Here is an 18,826-nt window from a genome sequence, read left to right as displayed (position 1 = left end):
ATTGCTTCGCTGCGCTCGCAATTGTGCAAGTTCACTAATTCGCTGATCGAATAGTTTAGGTCTGGGCCTCGGCAAATTCCTTCGGTGTCTTGCCGCCGAGGGCCTGATGGGGCCTGAAGTTATTGTAGTAGATCACGTACTCGAACAGCTCGTTGGCGAAGTGGTCCAGGTTATCGAAGGTTGCGCCTTCGATGACGTCGTCGTCCAGGTTTCGCCAGAAGCGTTCGACCTTGCCGTTGGTCTGCGGCCGGTAGGGTCTGGTGTAGCGATGCTTGATGCCGAGCTCGATCAGCATGGCCTCGAAGGGATGCTCTTCAGGCGTGTTGCGGGATGCGAACTCCGCGCCGTTGTCGGACAGGATCTCGGCAAACTGGATCCCATAGGTGACGTTGAGCGTGTTGATCATCTTCAAGGTCTTAAACATGACCGGCAGGGCCTTTTTTGAAGTCAGCACCTCGGCCCAGGCCAGGCGCGAGCAACTGTCGACCAGGCTGACGATAAAGGCGGGGCTTGAGGGGGGCGCCAGGAACATGTCGCGGGACAGCTGGTGCAGGTCGACATGGCCGAGCTCGCCGATCTTGTCCTTGATAATACGACGTTTCTCCTCGCGCATCGTCGGGGTGCGGCGGTTGAGCTGATTGCGTTTGAAGACCCGGTAGATGGTCGAGAGCGACGGTACCGTATCTCGCCGTTCGCGCAAGGCAGCGTGGACCTCGTACCGGTTCATGCCGCGCGTTCGGCAAGCAACGATCTCCGCCTCGATGCCTTGCGGCTCGCGGCGCTCGCGCCACTTCGGTCCGCGGCGTTGCGGCAACAGGTCAGCCTCCGCGCCGCTCCGCAGGTAGCGGTTGTAGTACTTCCGGAAGGTCTGCGAGCAGGTGCCGTGGTGCTTGTAGAAGTCTCCCACCCGGCGGAACGTCGCCGACCGCCCGGCCTTCACCTCCTCATACTCGGCGATCAGGAACCGCCACTTCTGAAGATAATTCCGCTCAATCGTCCGGTCGAAGCTGTTGTCGCGCATCGGATCCTCCACGCTGGGAACGGATTCGATCAGCGAATTAGTGAACTTGCACAGCAATGACGAATTTGTTGCGGCGGCGCGCGCCCCACCCACAGTCGTCATGCCCGGGCTTGACCCGGGCATCCACGTCTTTCTGGATGCGCAGTGACGCGTGGATGGCCGGGTCAAGCCCGGCCATGACGGTGGAGGGAGTTCCGGACGGACGTCCTAAAAATTCACCCGGTTCGAGATCGCGCCGTCCACGACGAGATTGGAGCCCGTCGTGAACGATGACACCGGGCTCGCCAGAAACACCGCCGCGCTCGCGATTTCCTGCGGCGTGGCCATCCGGCCCGTCGGATTGCGCTTCATCGCGTCGTTGTAACGCTCGGGCATGTTCTGCTCGACCATTTCCCAGACGCCGCCCTTGAAATAGACCGTGCCGGGCGACACCACGTTGACCCGGATCTTCTTCTTCGCGTATTGCCGCGCCAGTCCCTTGGCCATATGGATCAGCGCCGCCTTGATCGGACCGTAGGAGCTGGCCGTGTCCGCCTGTGCCGCGGAGATCGACGAGATGATCACGAAGGCGGAATCGCCGCTGCTCGCGCCGCTGGCTTCGAGGAACGGCCGCGCGGCGTCGAACGCGTGCACGGCACCGAGCACGTCGAGCCGGAAATTCTGCTCCCAGGATGCGGGATCGCCGCCCTGCGCCATCGCGCCGGCATTGGAGAATAGCAAGTCGATGCCGCCGAGCTCCTTTGCCGCGTTCTCGATCCAGGCTTTCAGCGCCGCGCCGTCGGTGACGTCGACCGGGCCACCAATGGCGCGGATTCCGCTCGCCTTCAGTTCAGTGACGGTAACCGCAACCTGATCGGCGTTGCGCGCGCACACCGCCACATTGGCGCCTTCACCGGCAAGCGTTGCCGCAATCGCCCGCCCGATGCCGCGCGTGCCGCCGAGCACGATGGCGTTCTTTCCCTTGAGGCCGAGATCCATTGTCTGGTTTTCCTTGTTGTTGGTGCAAAGAGTGTAACTGTTTCAGCAGACCCACAGAAGCCTCCACACCGTCATTGCGAGCGCAGCGAAGCAATCCAGAACTGCATCCGCGGAAGCCGTCTGGATTGCTTCGTCGCAAGGGCTCCTCGCAATGACGACGTGGAGAGAGGCGCGCCCTCTCACTCCGGCGCCGCGCCCACTGGCGGGCCGCCGGGCGGGCGGTGCAGGTAGGTAAGTGAGACGTAGGCGCCGGCCCAGGAGCCGATCGCCGCGAAGGCGACATAGAAGGGGTTGTCGGTGTAGCTGATCACCGCGTAGGAGGACAGCATGTACCAGACCGCGCTCCAGTTCGCTGCCGGGATGCGCTTGCGCGCGATCACGGCCGAGGTGAACATGACATAGACCGCGTCTGTGGCTGCCGTTGCGATGAACACGGCGCCCGCGGTGAGGGGATCGATGGCGGCCATTGCGGTCCTTTCCGTGCTAATGGGATGGTTGCAAAACTAGAGCATGATCCGGACCCGGAGGGTCGCATAGCGCAAAGTGTGCAGCGGTTTTCCGGAAAGATCATGCTCAAACAATAACCTGAAAAGGAGAGAAACGGCCATGCAAAGCCCCGCCGACATTCTCAGCGACATCTGGACCTCCGCGGGTGGCGAGCCTGCTGCGCTCGCACGCGTTCGGCTGACCGGCGAGGAGCCGCAAATCCCATCGTCGTTTCGTGTTGCAATTGCCGGCCAGACGACGATCGCCGCCGCGGGTCTTGCCGCCGCCGAAATCTGGCGATTGCGCGGCGGCGAGGCGCAGGACGTTTCCGTCGACCTGCGTCACGCCGTCGCCGAATGCCGCTCGGAGCGCTACCTGCGCCTCGATGACAAGCCGCCGCCCCCGGCCTGGGATGCCATCGCCGGTGTCTACAGGACCGGCGACAACCGCTTCGTCCGCTGCCATACCAATTTCCCGCATCATCGCGACGCCGTCTGCAAGGTGCTCGGCTGCGCGCCCGAGCGCGAGAAGGTGCAGGCGGCGCTGATGCAATGGAAAGGCGAGGATTTCGAGACTGCGGCCTACGCCGCGGGCGGCGTCGTGGCCTTGATGCGATCCTACGACGAATGGTCCGCGTTGCCGCAGGCGCGGGCGCTCGCGCAATTGCCGCTGATCTCGATTGAGAAGATCGGCGAGGCTCCGCCAAAGCCGTGGCCCCGGGGATTGTCGAACGGCGATCGACCGCTTTCCGGCCTGCGCGTGCTCGATCTCTCGCGCGTCATCGCAGGTCCCGTCGCGGGCCGCTCGCTCGCCGCGCACGGCGCCGATGTGCTGCTCGTCTCGGGGCCGGAGCTCCCTGCGATTCCCTGGCTCACCATCGATACCGGCCGCGGCAAGCTCACCACCTTCATCGACCTGAAGAGCGAGTCGGGAAGGGCGCAGATGCGCGAGCTGCTGAAGGGCGCCGACATCTTCTCGCAAGGCTATCACCCGCGCGCGCTCGCCGCTCTCGGCTTTTCGCCGGAGGATGCAGCGCACATCAATCCCGGCATCGTCTATGTCACGCTGTCGGCCTATGGCCATGCCGGCCCCTGGGCCGAGCGACGCGGCTTCGACTCGCTGGTGCAGACCACGACCGGCTTCAATCATGCCGAAGGGCAGGCCGCCGGCATCGACGGCCCGAAGGAATTGCCGGCGCAGATGCTCGACCACGCCACCGGCTATCTGATGGCGTTCGGCGCGATGATGGCCAAGGCACGCCAGGCACGCGACGGCGGCAGCTGGCACGTGCGCGTGTCGCTGGCGCAGACCGGGCGATGGTTGTGGAATCTCGGCCGGCTCGACGGCGGCCTGAACACCCCGGATCTTACGGGCGAGGCCGTACATGCTGCGTTCATCGAGAGCATGTCATCTGGCTTCGGCCTGTTGAAGGCGGTGCGCCACGCTGCGCTGCTGTCGACAACGCCGGCGCGATGGAGCCGCCCGGCGATGCCGCTCGGCAGTCACCCGGCACAGTGGCCGATGCGAAGCTGACATGAAGCTGACACGTCGCAAACTTTTAACGCCAACCGCGAGAGATCCTGCGTTTTTTAGGTTGTCTGAAATCGGAATTCGGCACTATTAGCGCGACCGATGAGGCAGTCATTTTGCCGAGATCGTCGCAGACACGACCGGGCTCAATGGTAGTTGAAAATACCAAGCGATTGCAGGTGCTTACAAAACCACGGATGATAACCTCCGTAGTTTTACTAGCGCTCGCTTGTGCCGGGGCCTACGGCTTCCAGTATTCGGGAGCCAAGGAAAAGAAGCACTCCGAGATCTCAAGCCAGGCGCGCAGGAATGCGCAGTCGTTCACGCCGACACCGTCCGAATGGGCGACGCTGACGATCGAGCCGGTCAAGGCCAAGAGCTTCCGGGCCGAATATGTCACGGAGGGCAAGGTTGCAGTTGACGAGGACCGCTCGACGCCGGTGTTCTCGCCCTATGCGGGACGGGTCACCAAGCTGCTCGCCAAGCCGGGCGAGACACTGAAGCAAGGTCAACCGCTATTCACGATCGAAGCCGCCGATACCGTGCAGGCCCAGAACGATTTCGTCGCTGCGATGACCTCGCAGAACAAGGCGAAGTCAGCGCTCGAGCTCTCCGACATCCAGTTCAAGCGCGCCAAGGATCTCTATGAGGGCCATGCCATTCCGCTGAAGGACTATCAGCAGGCGGAAGCGACCCAGGTTCAGGCGCAGAACGACATGCGCTCGTCGGTGACGGCGCTGGAAGCTGCGCGCAACAAGCTGCGCATCCTCGGCTTCACCGACGAGACCATCAAGGCGTTCCGGGAGAAGGGTGTCATCAATCCGGAAATCACGATCTACTCGCCGATCGCCGGCACCGTCGTGCAGCGCAAGATCGGCCCCGGCCAGTACGTCAGTTCCGGCGCCATCGATCCGGTCTTCGTGATCGGCGACCTCTCCACGGTCTGGCTCACCGCGTTCGTGCGCGAGAGCGATGCGGCCGCCGTGTGTATCGGTCAGGACATTACCGTCAACGTGATGGCGCTGCCGGGCCGGTCGCTGACCGCCAGAATCAACTATGTCGCCGCCGCGATCGATCCCAACACCCGCCGCCTGCTGGTCCGCGCCACCATCGACAACAAGGACGGCCTGCTCAAGCCGGAGATGTTCGCCAATGTCACGATCTACTCGGCCGGCGACCGCGCCGCACCGGCGGTGCCGAAACAGGCCTTGATCTATGAAGCCGACAAGGTCCGCATCTGGGTCGCGCGCGAAGACAAATCGGTCGAGCTGCGCCAGATCAAGACCGGCCTCATCAACGGCAACCTCGTCGAGGTCACCAGCAATCTGAACCCCGGCGAGCAGATCGTCACCAAAGGCAGCCTGTTCATCGACCGCGCGGCCTCCGGCAGCTGATCGACGACCCAAGAAAATTGAAGACCTGATGGATCGTCTCGTTGCCCTAGCCGTCAACCGGCGCTTCCTGATGGTCGGCATGTTCGTTGCCGTGCTGATCGGCGGCCTGATCGCGTTCAACCAGCTCAACATCGAGGCCTATCCCGATCCGACCCCGCCGATGGTCGATATCGTCACGCAGAGCCCCGGCCTGTCGGCCGAGGAGATCGAGCGCTACATCACGATCCCGATCGAGACCCAGGTCGCGGGTCTGAAGAACATCACGACCATCCGTACCATCTCGCTGTACGGCCTTTCCGACGTCAAAATCCAGTTCTCCTTCGCCTACACCTATGACGAGGCGCAGCAGCAGGTTCTGAACCGCCTGGCGCAGCTCGCGCCGCTGCCCGGCAACGTGCAGCCGCAGATCTCGCCGCTCAGCCCGATCGGCGAGATTTTCCGCTATCGCCTGGTGGGCCCGCCGAACTACAGCGTGCTCGACCTCAAGACCATCCAGGACTGGATCCTCCAGCGCCGCTTCCGCGCCGTGCCCGGCGTCATCGACGTCACCGGGTGGGGCGGCAGGAGCAAGACCTATGAGCTCCAGGTCGACTTCAACAAGCTGGTCGCCAACGGTCTGACGCTGCCGCAATTGCTCCAGGCGGTCAGCAATTCCAACGTCAATGTCGGCGGCAACACCGTCAATATCGGCCAGCAATCGGCCGTGGTGCGCGGCGTTGGCCTGATCCGCTCGATCGACGATCTCGCCAACACCATGATCGCTCAGACCAATGGCAATCCGGTGCTGGTCAAGGACGTTGCCACGGTCACCGTCGGGCAGAGGCCGCGTCTCGGCATCGCCGGCCTCGACGATGCCGACGACATCGTGCAGGGCATCGTCCTGATGCGCCGCGGCGAGCAGAGCACGCCGACCATCAAGCGTGTCGAGCAGCTCGTCCAGCAGATCAACAATTCCTCCATCCTGCCGCCGGGCGTGCGCATCGAGCGCATCTACGACCGCAAGGACCTGATCGACCTCACCACCCACACGGTGCTGCACAACATGGTGGTCGGCATTCTGCTGATCGTGCTGCTGCAGTGGATGTTCCTCGGTGATCTCCGCAGCGCGCTGATCGTCGGCGCCACCATTCCGTTCGCGCTGTTCTTCGCCGTGATCATCCTGGTGCTGCGCGGGGAATCGGCCAACCTGCTGTCGGTCGGTGCGATCGATTTCGGCCTGATCGTGGATGCCACCGTCATCATGGTGGAGGCGATCTTCCGGCGCCTGACGCAGACGACGCCGATGTCGGAGACCGAGCAGATGTCGCCCGAGACGCTGTTCGGCATGAAGAGCCACGCCATCCTCAGCGCGGCCGCCGACGTCTCGCGCTCGATCTTCTTTGCCGCGGCGATCATCATCGCGGCCTTCCTGCCGCTGTTCACGCTCTCCGGCGTCGAGGGCAACATCTTCGGACCGATGGCGCGGACTTATGCCTACGCGCTGGCCGGCGGGTTGCTTGCGACGTTCACCGTCACTCCGGCGCTGTCCGCGATCATCCTGCCTGCGCATGTCGAGGAGACCGAGACCAGGGTCATGCGGATCCTGCACCGGCTCTACATGCCGGTGCTGAATTGGGCGGTCGCCAACCGCAACATCGTGCTCGGCGGCGCAGTCGGGCTCGTGCTGATGACGGTGGCGCTCAGCCGGCTGCTCGGCCTCGAATTTCTGCCGAAGCTGGAAGAGGGCAATCTGTGGATTCGTGCCACGCTGCCGCCGACGATCTCGCTCCAGGAAGGCAACAGCTACGTCAACGAGATGCGGAAGGTCATCCGTGCGAGGCCCGAGGTCGAGTCCGTCGTATCGCAGCACGGCCGTCCCGATGACGGCACCGACGCTGCCGGCTTCTTCAACGCCGAGTTCTTCGCGCCGCTGAAGCCTGTGAGCCAATGGCCCGGCACGCGCGACAAGGAAGAGCTGACCGCGCAGCTGCTCAAGCAGCTCGACGACCGCTTCCCCGGCGTCGAGTTCAACTTCTCACAATATCTCCAGGACAACGTCTCCGAAGCCGTCTCCGGCGTGAAGGGCGAGAATTCGATCAAGCTGTTCGGCAGCGACCTCCAGGCGCTGACCGACACCGCCAACAAGATCAAGCAGGTGTTGTCGACCGTGCAGGGCGTCACCGACCTTGCGGTGTTCACCTCGCTCGGGCAGCCGACCATCCAGATCGACATCGACCGTGCCAAGGCCGCGCGCTATGGCCTTGCGCCGGGCGACATCAACGCGACCATCAAGGTCGCGATCGGTGGCGACACTGCGGGCGATCTCTATGAGCCCGGCAGCGACCGTCATTTCCCCATCATCGTCCGCCTCGCGCCGGAATACCGCAGGAGCGCGGAGGCGATCCAGAATTTGCGGATCGGCGCGCCGGGGCCGAATGGCACCGTCACGCAAATCCCCCTGAGCGAGGTCGCCAACATCAGCCTCGTCTCCGGCGCCGCCTACATCTATCGCGAGCAGCAGGAGCGCTATCTGCCGATCAAGTTCTCGGTGCGTGAGCGCGACCTCGGCAGCGCGATCCGCGAAGCGCAGCAGAAGATCGCCGAGCAGGTGCAGCTGCCGCCAGGCTCTCACATGGACTGGGTCGGCGAATTCGGCAATCTCCAGGACGCGATCCGCCGGCTGTCGATCGTGGTGCCGATCTCGCTGGCGCTGATCGGCGTCCTGCTCTGGTTCAATTTCGGCTCGATGACCGACACCTTGCTCGCGATGAGCGTGATCCCGATGGCGATCTTCGGCGGTGTGCTCGGACTGTTGATCACCGGCACGGCGTTCAGCGTCTCGGCGGCGATCGGCTTCATCGCGCTGTTCGGCATCGCCGTGATGGACGGCATCATCATCCTGTCGCAGTTCAACCAGCTCATCGAAGAGGGGATGGACCGCATGAGCGCGGTGGTGCGCACCGGCGAGTTGCAGCTCCGGCCGGTGCTGATGACCTGCGTCGTCGCGGGCGTCGGCCTGTTGCCGGCGGCGCTGTCGGAGGGCATCGGCTCGCAGGTGCAGAAGCCGCTCGCGGTCGTGGTCGTCACCGGCATGATGCTGGCGCCCGTCGTGATCCTCGTGACCTTGCCGGTCCTGATCTCCTTCTTCTCCCGCCGCGCGCGCTGACCGTCAGAATCCGTAGAGCCGCGCCGGATTGTCGACCAGGATCTTCTTGCGCACATCCGCATCCGGCGCCCACACCGGAAGCTGATTGAGCAGGCGGCCGTCATCGATCTGATAGAGCGGCGCGATGTCGGTGGGCTTGCGTCCCTCGACGCGGCTGGAATCCGGGTGCGGCCAGTCGGTGCCCCAGACGATGCGGTCCGCGTTCGCCGCGATCAGCGCCTTCGCGAACGGCACCATGTCCTGATAGTCCGGCGCGAGCTTCGAGGAGCGATAGGAGCCGGAGATCTTGACATAGGCCTTGCCTGATTTCACCAGCGCGACGAGATCGGAGAAGCCCGGTTGCTCCAGGCCCTGCGATGCTTCGAGACCGCCGAAATGGTCGAACACGACGGGCACCGGCGCCGTCTCGACGAGGTCCTTGATCGCCGAGATCATGGCAAGCGTTGTGTAGAGCTGGACGTGCCAGCCGCGCGCCTTCATGCGCTCGACTGCGGCAGTGAAGCGCGGCCGGCCGACATTGGGGTCGTTGACGCCGCCGGTCGCGAGATTGAGGCGCATGCCGCGGAAACCGTCCTGATGCATTGCATCGAGCTGGGCCTCCGACGTCTTGTCGTCGATCACGGCGACCCCACGCGCGGTCGCGCCGCGCGCCTTCATGCCGAACAGGGTGGAGGAGTTGTCGGTGCCGTAGACGCTCGGTGTCACGATCACCACGCGCTCGACATGCAGCGCCTTGTGCAGCGCGGCCATCTCTTCGGGGCTGGCCGGCTCCGGCGTGTAGACGCGTCCCGCGAAGAACGGAAACTTCTCGACGTCGCCATGGATGTGGGTGTGGCAGTCGCAGGCATGCGCCGGGACATCGAAATTGATTGGTGTCGCGGGCTGCGCCGCGCGGGCGTGTGCTTTGCTGGTCATGCGTCGGCTGAGCATGGTTTCTCTCCCGCTTTTTATGGTGGCGTGGAGACAGTACCACTGTCAGCCTGACAGTCGCTCCGCTTCGCTGCATAGCTGCTCGACAAGGTCCGCAAGGGGACGCGAGCCATCGACGCGCACGACCGGGCAGGGCAGGCCCGCGAGCCAGGCTTCATCTTTTGCCAGACTGCGGCCTTCGCGATCGCCGGCTTCGTAGTGTGAAGCCCATTCCACGAAGGATGCGGTCTCCTTGTGGCGCCAGCCACCCGGCGCGACGGCATCTGCGCCGAAATGCGTGGCCTCGCGCGCTTGCAATCGCCTCATCCGGAGCTCGCGCGGCGCGACGACGAAGACGACGAGATCGAAGAACAGGACGAGCTCGTCGCCCCAGCCGGTGACAGTTCCGCTCAGCACCCAATCGAGACGCGGCAGAAACAGCTCGCGCATCAGGCGCAGGCGTTCGGCGGCGGGCCGCGTCGTCTGGTAGGGCGGCGCGGTCGGCAACCAGAAATAATCGTCGCTGTCGTGATGCGGAAGCGCAAGCCGGTTCGCCACTGCGCGACCGAGCGTCGTTACGCCGGATCCCGAAGCTCCCATCAGATGGATGCGGCGGCTCTTCATCGGCACCGGGCCAGGAGATTTGAAACTACTGCCCCGACGGCGTGCGCAGGCCGTGCCAGGCGTCGCGGACCTGCTGGTAATGCACCTCGGGCAGATAGTCCGGCGTGTTCAGGCTCAAGGTCTTGACGTCGAGATGGCCGATGGCGCTGAGCAGCGTGTAGGAGGCGATCACGCGGTCGCGCAATGCGCCGATCAGGCGGGCCTTGGCCTGGATCAGGTCGGCCTGCGAGTTCAGTACGTCCACCGTCGTGCGCTGCCCACCGGCAGCCTCGCGCTGGACGCCCTGGAGCGCGACGGTCGCCGCCTTCACCTCGGATTCCGAGGCGGAGACCGTGATCTTGGCGCCTTCATTGGCAACCCAGGCGCTGACCGCCGCCGTGCGCGCCTGGTTGCGCACCTGGTCGAGCACGAGCCGGCTCTGCGCGGTGATCTCCTTGGCCTGCCTGGTCTGCGCCGCGCCCTGGCCGCCGTCGTAGATCGGCGCGGTGACATTGGCGACGATCGAGGCCTGGTCTTCGGCGAAGGTGCCGAGCGTCGGGTCGTTGTTGCGGCTTTTGCTGGCGCTGCCCTGGATGCTGGCACTCGGCAGCAACGTGCCTTCGGCGATGCGGATGTTGGTGGAGGCAACATCGACGTCGAAGCTTGCGGCCATCACCGCCGGATGCTGGCGGATCGCCATCGTCATCGCGTCTTCGCGGCTCTTCGGCAGATAGCGGTCGACGACCTCGGCGGGCCGAAGCTGCGACGGCGCGTTGCCGATGACCTGCGCATAGGTGGCCTGGCTGACGGCGAGGGCGACTTCGGCCGCGTTGAGATCGGCAAGGCCGCGGTTGAGGCGGGCTTCGGCCTGGGCGGTGTCGGTGGGAGTGACGTCGCCAGCGTTGAGTCGGCGCTGGGTGACGGCGAGCGTTTCGCGCAGAAAGGCGACGTTGGAGCGCTGCGCTTCGACCAGCGACTGATTGGCGAGCACGTTGGTGTAGGCGGTGACCGCATCGAGCAGCACACCCTGGCCGACATTGCGCAGCGCCTCGCGGCCCGACTGCACCTGGAGTTCCGCAGCCCGCACGCTGTTGGCGGTGCGGAAGCCGTTGAACAGGGTCTGCGTCACGGTGACGCCGATGATCCACGGCTTCAGATTGGCGGTCTGGATGGTGTTGTCGGGCAGCAGATTGCGCACCGATTGCAGGCCGGCGCTGAGGCTGGCCACGATCTGCGGCCGGTAGCCGGCGAGCGCCTGCGGCACGTTCTCGTCGGTCGCGCGCTGCCGCGCGCGCTCGGCATTGAGCTGCGGATTGGTCTGGTAGGCCTTGGCGAGCGCCTCGGGCAGGGCCTCGGCCCAGGCGGTGGAGGAAAGGGCGCAAGAAAGCGCCAGCGTGGTCCATGTCGCAAGCACAGGAGCCACGCCCGATCTTTGCCGCATCATCACGCGACCAGCTCTGGCGGCACGCCCAATCATGTATTCCCGCAAAACCCTGCCTGTCCGCCCCCGCCGACCGCGGCTCTCTTAACTGTTTAACCAGCGCAGGTCCCGCAGGCAAACTGCCGCGGGGAAAACCCCCATGTATTCCGTGCTTGTTGCAGGTGCGTCACAGGGGTTGTGGGGGAACGCGGCAGAGACTTACACCAGCCTTACCGTTCGTCCGCGTCACCGGTTCTTGTTCACCGGCTTGCGCTTCTCGATGAACGCCGCCATGCCCTCGGAGCGGTCCTCCAGCGCGAAGGTCGAGTGGAACAGGTTGCGCTCGACGCTCATGCCCTCGGCCAGCGTGGTCTCGAAGGCGCGGTTCACCGCTTCCTTGGCCATCGCGGCGGCAGGGCGCGACATCGCGGCGATCTTCTCGGCTGCTGCCATCACCTCGTCCATCAGCTTGTCGGCGGGCACGATGCGGCTGACGAGACCACTGCGTTCGGCCTCCGCCGCATCCATCATGCGGCCGGTGAGGCAGAGGTCCATCGCCTTCGACTTGCCGATTGCACGCGTCAGGCGCTGGGTGCCGCCGATGCCCGGAATGGTGCCGAGCGTGATCTCGGGTTGGCCGAACTTTGCGGTGTCGGCGGCGATGATGAAGTCGCACATCATGGCGAGTTCGCAGCCGCCGCCGAGCGCATAACCCGCGACCGCCGCAATGGTCGGCTTGCGGCAGCGCGCGACGCGGTCGCCGCCGATCGCGGCAAAATCCTCGGAGAACATGTCGATGAAGCCTTTCGGCTGCATCTCCTTGATGTCGGCGCCGGCGGCAAAGGCCTTCTCGCTGCCGGTCACGACGATGCAGCCGATGGCCTCATCGGCCTCGAGATCGTCGATGGCCGCCGCAATCTCGCGGAAGACGCCAAAGGAGAGCGCGTTGAGCATCTTCGGCCGGTTCAGCTTCACGATGCCGACCGCGCCTTTGCTTTCGACGATGATGTGTTCGAACGTGCTCATGCTCCACCCACGCGTTTGATTGGGCGGGCAATGTGCCCGCTGGCGCGGGGGGCTTCAAGGGGGCCGGCCGCCGGACGCGCTGGGCGCGTCCTGGCGGAACTGGCAATCAGGCCATGAACATGCGCGCCGCCGAGACCAGCGTCAGCAGCGTGCCGACGCCGATGAAGATCTTGCCGATCAGCGAGCTCTGGTCCCAGGCCGAGCTCTGCTGGCTGCTGGCCATTACCGGCGCGGGCCGCGGCTGCGCTTCGGTTGCGGCGATCACCGCCTTTTGCGCCGGCGGGTTGTCCTGCTGCAGGGCGCGGTCGATGTCGTTGAGCTGATCGGGGGCCATGACCTGGGTCTCGGCACCCTGAGCGGCCTTGTTGGCGGTATCATCGGCCGCTGCCTGGACGTTGTCGTTGGCACGGCCCGTCATCGCGGAGGCCGCAGCCGCGGTCGGCGTATCGGCGGCGGCGAGCTGCGCATTGGCGTTGGCGATTTCCGGCGGCATCTGGTTCGAGGCCGGCACGTCATTGCCGGTCTTATTCTCGATCTTGGCCTCATCGGCCTTTGCCGCGACGTCTTTCTTGTCGGCCTTGTCGTCGGAGGATTTCTGCGCCGCCGTCTTGCTGCCGGTGCGACGCGACTCGTGGTGCCGATGCTTGCTCGGCTTGGCCGTGTCGGCCTGATTGTCAGCGCTGTCTGATTTGCTTTTTTCGGCCGAACCCGGCGCTGCCTGTGCAACGCCCCCGGAGAGCAAGAAAAGTCCGGCGAGAAGGATCAGGGCGGCGCGCCCGCTGGCTTTGATCATGATGAGATCTCCCCAATTCCACCCGTCCCAGGGCCGAACAGAGACCCCGGGGCGTGACCACAGCGGGGCAGAAAATGGGAATCTTCGGGCCACACCGGGCAAAAACGGGGCAACCCCGCGTTGCGGCCGCCCGCCGGATGCAGGCCGGACGGATCGGTGTTATGAGCCGTCGCGGGCTCTTACGGCCGCACCGGATACGGCGGCTCGCTTTGATCACAACTTTGTGATCGCGCGGGTGCCGGGTAACAAATTGAAAGAGCGGCCGAATTGCATGGTGAGGGGCGCGCGTGCGCGGACGTGAGGATGAATGGACCGGCCTGATGCGGTCGGCCATGGCAGGCGACGATGCGGCGTATCATCGCCTGTTGAAGGCTGTCACGCCGGTGCTGCGCGCTGCTGCGAGGCGTGGACTGGCGCGGGCTGGCCAGCCTCCCGACCAGGCCGAGGATATCGTGCAGGAGATTCTGTTGGCGGTGCATCTGAAGCGGCACACCTGGGACAGCGAAGCCCCCTTCGCGCCCTGGCTGTTCGCGATCGCCCGCAACAAGCTGATCGATACGCTCAGGCGGCGCGGCAGGCGCGTCTTCGTCAACATCGACGATTTTGCCGAGACGCTGCCGGGCGAGGCGCCGCAGGAGACGGCGTCGGCGGGCGAGGTCGCCGCACAGCTGAGCACCCTGCCGCAGCGCCAGCGCGACGTGTTGCAGTCGATCGCGGTCGAGGCCGCCTCGATCAAGGATACCGCGGCAAAGTTTGCGATGAGCGAAGGCGCGGTGCGGGTCGCGCTGCATCGCGGACTTGCTGCACTGACCGCCAAACTGCGGAACCACTAGTCATGGATACCGATCAACTCATTCGCTCGCTCGCGGCCGACAACGTCCATCGCGCGCCGCGCGTCGGCGCCGTGCTGACCATGGCGCTGCTGGTGGCTGCGCCCCTGTCGATCCTGATCTTCGCGACCTTCCTCGGCGTGCGGCCGGACGTGATGAGCGCGATGGGCAATCCGTTCTTCGACATGAAGTTCGCGGTGACGCTCTCGCTCGCGATCCCCGCCATCATCGTCAGCCTGCATCTGTCGCGTCCCGAAGCCCTGCTGCGCGGCTGGGGCTGGCTCTTGCTGCTCCCCGTCGGACTGCTTGTCGTGGCGATCGGCAGTGAGGCGATGATGGCGCCGGCGATGCCGATGACGATGCGCTTGATGGGCAAGAACTCCAGGGTATGCCTGTTCGCGATCCCCGCGATGTCGCTGCCGCTGCTTGCGGGGGCGATGTTCGGCCTGCGCCACGGTGCGCCGACGCGCCCCGCGCTCGCCGGCGCGCTCGCCGGTTTGGTTTCGGCCGGGCTCGCCGCGACGCTCTACGCCTCGCATTGCACGGACGATTCCCCGCTGTTCGTCGCGACCTGGTACACGATCGCGACCGCGGTAGTGACCGCGATCGGCGCCGCGGTCGGCTCCAGGGTCCTGCGCTACTAGTTGTCGGGCGTCACGTCGCCGGCGTCGGGTTCTGCTGCATGCGGTGGAAGCGCAGCACCTGCTGCGCGGTCGACGAGCGCAGGGCCTCGTAGGTGTCGCGCTGTGTCAGCATGTCGGTCTGCGAGCCGCCGGAGAGCTTCTCGCGCATGGCGATGATCGCGCGCACGCTCGGCCACGACATTCCCGCGACCTTGGCGAGGATCATCACGCCCTCGGTCCGGCTCTCGATCATCATGGACTCGGCGGTCTCGACCGCGACGCCCGCGAGCGCGGCGAGCCCCGCATTGGTCTCGTCGAACTTGCCCTGCTCGGCGAAGGTGGTGACCTGGAGCTCGTTGAGGCGGCCGTCCTCGTGCAGCGACTTCACCAGCGCGCGCGCCATCTCGGTCTGCCTGGTCGTGGCGGCGGCGCGGACCCGCTGAGCCGCTTCCTGGACCACGCTCGACACTTCGTCCGCAAGCTCGGGGTGTGCGGCCTCGAGCTTCCTGCGCACGCTCAAGGAGGCTTTCGCGACCAGCTTCAAATAGTGATGACGCGGCAGGTCGGGCCGCAAGCCGATGCAGGTGGCGAGGTCGTCGTCGCGTTCGGCGCGGGTGACGAGATCGGTGAGACTTCCCTCGGAGAGGCGCGCGCCCGGATTGCTGACGGTCGACTGCACCACGTCCTCGTTGCCGCGCATCATCAGCACGTCGGTGAGCGCCTCCGACAGCACCCGTCGCAGCGAAATCGCCTTCAGATGCGCCTGGCCTCTGGTGCGTGCGACCTCGATCAGGGTCGCCTCGTCCAGCCGTTCCGATTTCGACAGCACGGGCCCGGAGACCTCGATCACCTCGTCGAGCGCCAGCGTGCGGATGATCTTTGGCGGCGCGGCCGCGATCGGTGCGAGGCGGTCGGCGAGCAGCGCCCTGGCCGATGTCTCGATCTGCTCGATCAGGCACTGGAATACGTCGTCGAACACGCGGATGTGGTCGTCGGAATAATCCATCGCGTTGCCGACGAAGAGATCGGTGACGCGGCGCAGCGTCTCGACCCGGCGCGCAACGGTGCCGTGCGAGAGCGCGGACTGCAGTTCCTCAAGCAAATTCTCGGATGGTTTTACGGATTTCAATATCATTGCCCTGTCCTGGAGCGTTCTGTCCGGCGACGACTTCTCACGTGCCGGAGAAAATGAATTGGTCAACTCGTTGCAATGCGGTTGCGCCCTTGCGCCTTGGCGGAATAGAGCGCGCTGTCGGCGCGCGCGAGAAACGTGTCGGCAGTATCAACGTCGCGCAGCGTCACGACGCCTGCGGAAATGGTCACGCGCATGCCGGGAGAGAATGCGCTCCAATCTAGATCGGCGACGATACCGCGCACACGCTCGAGCATGCGCGACGCCGCGTCGCGATCGGTCCCCGGCAGCAATAGCAGGAATTCCTCGCCGCCGTAGCGGCCGAAGCAGTCGGCCGGGCGGATGTTGGCGAAAACGGTGATCGCGAAGGTGCGCAGCACCTCGTCGCCGACGGGGTGGCCGTGAGCGTCGTTGATGCGCTTGAACCAGTCGAGATCGATCAGTGCGATCGCGCAAGGCGTCGATGCCTGCCGGGAATTTTCGATCGCGGCATCGAGAAGCCGCATGATGCAGCGGCGGTTGTAGGAACCGGTGAGCTCGTCGAGCTCGGCTAATTCCTCGATGCGCTGATAGGCCGCCTTCAGCTCGATGCTGCGCCGATACAGGATCTTGCGCAGCGTGGCGCCGAACAGGCCGAGACAGGCGCACTGGCCGATCACCAGCGCGAAGCACAGCATGGAGGCGGTCCGCTGCAGCCGCGTTGCGACGGGTAGGCCAATCGGCAGGTCGGTCGCGAGGAAGACCGCGGCAAGGCCGGAGGTCGCGATCGCACAGGTCAGCATCGCCTGTGCCGAGGTCATGCGCAGCGTGCCGAAGGCGAAAATCAGGAACAGCACGCTGATGAAGGTGACGCCGATGGTCGGCACCGACAGCAGGAACACGAACTGCAGCGCCATATGCGCCGAGATCTGGAAAACGGTGAGATAATGGTCGGTGAACCTGTCGCCGACGCCAGCCTCCGACAGCACGGCGAACGTACCGATGGTCAGGAGCCCGCCGAACCAGAACAGCGAGGCGACGTCGAGGGAGATCGTGCCGTCATAGGCGTAGAGCAGCAGGACGGAGGCGCCGAGCGAGTAACTCGCGACCTGGCCGATATACATCTGGCGGCGCTGCCGGACCCGGCGCATGCGGACTTCGGGCGCGGTAGCCTCGGGCGCGAGGACGAGATCCGCGACTTCAGTGGCATTCCTCTCCGGAAAGGACGTCGCGGCCGTGGTCATTGTCCCGCCAATGGTCGATGTCAGCTCAAAAATCTACGTGGCAAGCCTTTAGGTTTGGTATCCTTCGAAACCGAATCCGAACCGTGCAGCGCGGAACAGGGGGATATCGGCCGGCAAGAAGATTTGCCGGCGATTAGGCATCGGGTGCGATACGGTCGAGCCAAAACGGGGGTTTGCGAGACATACGTCGTGCAGGGCTGCTATGGATCCAGTCTTGGCCGCGCCGCCTGTGCCGGATCGGCCTTCCGCCGGGGAAAAATTTCAGTATTATGCTACCGATCTGGACCAAGATGGCCCACCGCCGCGGGCGGAATACGGAAAATGCACGTATGTGGGGTAGATCACACAAGCTTCCGTATGACTGCGGTAGCCTGAAGAATTTCGTCCCTGCCGTCGAACCGTCCGTCGCACCGACCCGACCAACTTTGCGAGACGGCATTTGAGCGTGACACAGGCGGCTTCGGACGAGGTCCTGATCGCCAGGATCGCTCAAGGCGACCGGCTCGCCATGCAGGTGCTGTACGGGCGGCACCATGTCAGGGTTTACAGGTTCGGATTGAGGCTCGTGCGGGACGAGCAGGCGGCGGAAGACCTCATCAGCGAGGTATTTCTCGACGTCTGGCGTCAAGCCGGCAAGTTCGAGGGCCGATCCGCCGTTTCCACCTGGCTGCTGGCCATCACCCGATTCAAGGCCCTGTCTGCGCTCCGGCGCAGGAAGGATTTCGAGTTAGACGAAGAAGCCGCCAACGCGATCGAGGATACGTCCGACAATCCGGAAACGGCGGCGCAGAAGAAAGATACCAGTGCGGCGTTGCGGGAGTGTCTGACGGGGCTCTCGCCGGAACACCGGGAGATCGTCGATCTTGTCTACTACCACGAGAAGTCCGTGGAAGAAGTGGCCGAAATCGTCGGGATACCGGAGAACACTGTGAAGACGCGCTTGTTCTACGCGCGCAAGAAACTGGCCGAACTGCTGAAGGCAGCCGGCGTTGAACGAGGCTGGCCATGATGGCTTTGAGCAAGAAGATGCTGGAGCAAGAGCCCAGTGAAATTGAACTGCTGCTGCCGTGGCATGCCGCCGGCACGCTGAACGCGCGCGATGCCCGCCGCGTCGAGGAAGCGCTGGCGCGCGATCCGGAGCTTGCCAGGCAATATGCCGCGATCCGCGGCGAGTACGAAGAGACCATCCATCTGAACGAGAGCCTGGGTGCGCCCTCGGCGCGCGCGATGCAGACGCTGTTCGCCGCAATCGACGCCGAGCCGGCGCGGGTGGCCGGCCCGCTGCCGCTGTCGGCGCGCATCTCGACGTTCTTCGCGAGCCTGTCGCCGCGCACGCTGGCCTGGTCGGCCGGCCTTGGCGCCGTCGCACTCGTGCTGCAGGCGGGCATCATCGGCGCCGTGATGATGAAGAACCAGCCGGCCACCTTCCAGACGGCTTCGCTCTCGACCAGCGCGCCGATCACACGCGAACTTGGCAGCACGGCCGCGCCGGCGCGCGCGCTGGTGCGTTTCACGCCCGAGGCGCGCGTCGCCGACATCACCGCGCTGCTCGACAGCTATCACGCCTCGATCATCGACGGTACCAAGGGCGGCATGTTCCGCGTCCAATTCGACAAGGCGATGAGCCAGGACGAGCTCGCCTCGCTGCTCGGCAAGATCCAGCGCGAGAAGTTCGTCAATCTGGCCGTCGCGACGCCCTGAACGCGCCGCTGA

The 18,826-nt window shown here is 65.0% G+C and carries 17 protein-coding genes; 7 read left to right on the top strand and 10 right to left on the bottom strand.

Going from position 1 to position 18,826, the window contains the following annotated elements:
- Positions 1 to 55: 55 nt before the first annotated feature.
- From NLM27_RS19960 to NLM27_RS19950, 3 genes are all read right to left on the bottom strand, one after another.
- Positions 56 to 1,021 (bottom strand): integrase core domain-containing protein, encoded by a 966-nt coding sequence (locus NLM27_RS19960; RefSeq protein WP_254144930.1) that lies wholly within the window; start codon positions 1,019 to 1,021, stop codon positions 56 to 58.
- Between the two features lie 207 nt (positions 1,022 to 1,228).
- Entirely contained in the window at positions 1,229 to 1,999 is a 771-nt protein-coding gene (locus tag NLM27_RS19955) for an SDR family NAD(P)-dependent oxidoreductase (protein ID WP_254144929.1), read from the bottom strand.
- Positions 2,000 to 2,178: 179 nt separating this feature from the next.
- Positions 2,179 to 2,466, bottom strand: coding sequence for a hypothetical protein (locus tag NLM27_RS19950; protein ID WP_008553352.1), 288 nt, complete (start codon positions 2,464 to 2,466; stop codon positions 2,179 to 2,181).
- Positions 2,467 to 2,605: 139 nt separating this feature from the next.
- On the opposite strand from NLM27_RS19950, the gene NLM27_RS19945 reads away from it, so the two are divergent.
- The 3 genes from NLM27_RS19945 (at position 2,606) to NLM27_RS19935 (ending at position 8,554) form a co-directional block, all read left to right on the top strand.
- Positions 2,606 to 4,018, top strand: a complete 1,413-nt coding sequence (locus tag NLM27_RS19945) for a CoA transferase (protein ID WP_254144928.1) — start codon at positions 2,606 to 2,608, stop codon at positions 4,016 to 4,018.
- Between the two features lie 146 nt (positions 4,019 to 4,164).
- Complete coding sequence (locus NLM27_RS19940; RefSeq protein WP_254144927.1) at positions 4,165 to 5,409, top strand: efflux RND transporter periplasmic adaptor subunit; 1,245 nt, start codon at positions 4,165 to 4,167, stop codon at positions 5,407 to 5,409.
- A 28-nt stretch (positions 5,410 to 5,437) separates the two neighbouring features.
- On the top strand, positions 5,438 to 8,554 hold the full coding sequence (locus NLM27_RS19935; RefSeq protein ID WP_254144926.1) for an efflux RND transporter permease subunit: 3,117 nt from the start codon (positions 5,438 to 5,440) through the stop codon (positions 8,552 to 8,554).
- Between the two features lie 3 nt (positions 8,555 to 8,557).
- Here the strand turns inward: NLM27_RS19935 and NLM27_RS19930 are convergent, their stop codons facing one another.
- The 5 genes from NLM27_RS19930 to NLM27_RS19910 all read right to left on the bottom strand — a co-directional run bounded on the left by NLM27_RS19930 (position 8,558) and on the right by NLM27_RS19910 (position 13,305).
- Positions 8,558 to 9,484 carry an amidohydrolase family protein gene (locus tag NLM27_RS19930; protein WP_254144925.1) on the bottom strand — a complete coding sequence of 309 codons (927 nt, stop codon included), beginning with the start codon at positions 9,482 to 9,484 and terminating at the stop codon, positions 8,558 to 8,560.
- A gap of 45 nt (positions 9,485 to 9,529) precedes the next feature.
- A complete protein-coding gene (locus NLM27_RS19925) occupies positions 9,530 to 10,087 on the bottom strand; it encodes a hypothetical protein (protein ID WP_254144924.1) in 558 nt (185 codons plus the stop codon).
- A gap of 25 nt (positions 10,088 to 10,112) precedes the next feature.
- Entirely contained in the window at positions 10,113 to 11,543 is a 1,431-nt protein-coding gene (locus NLM27_RS19920) for a TolC family outer membrane protein (protein WP_375142257.1), read from the bottom strand.
- Positions 11,544 to 11,732: 189 nt separating this feature from the next.
- On the bottom strand, positions 11,733 to 12,512 hold the full coding sequence (locus NLM27_RS19915) for an enoyl-CoA hydratase (RefSeq protein WP_254144922.1): 780 nt from the start codon (positions 12,510 to 12,512) through the stop codon (positions 11,733 to 11,735).
- 106 nt (positions 12,513 to 12,618) lie between these two features.
- Positions 12,619 to 13,305: a hypothetical protein gene (locus NLM27_RS19910; RefSeq protein WP_254144921.1), complete on the bottom strand. Its 687-nt coding sequence runs from the start codon at positions 13,303 to 13,305 to the stop codon at positions 12,619 to 12,621.
- Between the two features lie 287 nt (positions 13,306 to 13,592).
- Between NLM27_RS19910 and NLM27_RS19905 the strand changes: the two genes are divergently transcribed.
- Both NLM27_RS19905 and NLM27_RS19900 read left to right on the top strand, forming a co-directional pair.
- On the top strand, positions 13,593 to 14,138 hold the full coding sequence (locus NLM27_RS19905) for a sigma-70 family RNA polymerase sigma factor (RefSeq protein WP_254144920.1): 546 nt from the start codon (positions 13,593 to 13,595) through the stop codon (positions 14,136 to 14,138).
- Between the two features lie 2 nt (positions 14,139 to 14,140).
- The gene (locus NLM27_RS19900) at positions 14,141 to 14,779 is read left to right on the top strand and encodes an NrsF family protein (protein WP_254144919.1); all 639 of its coding nucleotides are present in this window, start codon (positions 14,141 to 14,143) and stop codon (positions 14,777 to 14,779) included.
- Between the two features lie 10 nt (positions 14,780 to 14,789).
- On the opposite strand, the gene NLM27_RS19895 is transcribed toward NLM27_RS19900, so the two are convergent.
- Both NLM27_RS19895 and NLM27_RS19890 read right to left on the bottom strand, forming a co-directional pair.
- Positions 14,790 to 15,893, bottom strand: coding sequence for a DUF2336 domain-containing protein (locus NLM27_RS19895; RefSeq protein WP_254144918.1), 1,104 nt, complete (start codon positions 15,891 to 15,893; stop codon positions 14,790 to 14,792).
- A gap of 62 nt (positions 15,894 to 15,955) precedes the next feature.
- Entirely contained in the window at positions 15,956 to 17,113 is a 1,158-nt protein-coding gene (locus tag NLM27_RS19890) for a GGDEF domain-containing protein (protein WP_254144917.1), read from the bottom strand.
- 439 nt (positions 17,114 to 17,552) lie between these two features.
- Between NLM27_RS19890 and NLM27_RS19885 the strand changes: the two genes are divergently transcribed.
- Both NLM27_RS19885 and NLM27_RS19880 read left to right on the top strand, forming a co-directional pair.
- Entirely contained in the window at positions 17,553 to 18,122 is a 570-nt protein-coding gene (locus NLM27_RS19885; protein ID WP_254144916.1) for a sigma-70 family RNA polymerase sigma factor, read from the top strand.
- Positions 18,119 to 18,814: a hypothetical protein gene (locus NLM27_RS19880; RefSeq protein WP_254144915.1), complete on the top strand. Its 696-nt coding sequence runs from the start codon at positions 18,119 to 18,121 to the stop codon at positions 18,812 to 18,814. The genes NLM27_RS19885 and NLM27_RS19880 overlap by 4 nt, the downstream gene beginning before the upstream one ends.
- The last annotated feature ends 12 nt before the right edge of the window (positions 18,815 to 18,826 follow it).

Source organism: Bradyrhizobium sp. CCGB12, from assembly GCF_024199845.1.
Taxonomy (GTDB): domain Bacteria; phylum Pseudomonadota; class Alphaproteobacteria; order Rhizobiales; family Xanthobacteraceae; genus Bradyrhizobium.
The sequence above is the reverse complement of the archived record's forward strand: the minus strand, read 5'-3'. Positions and strand labels throughout refer to the sequence as shown.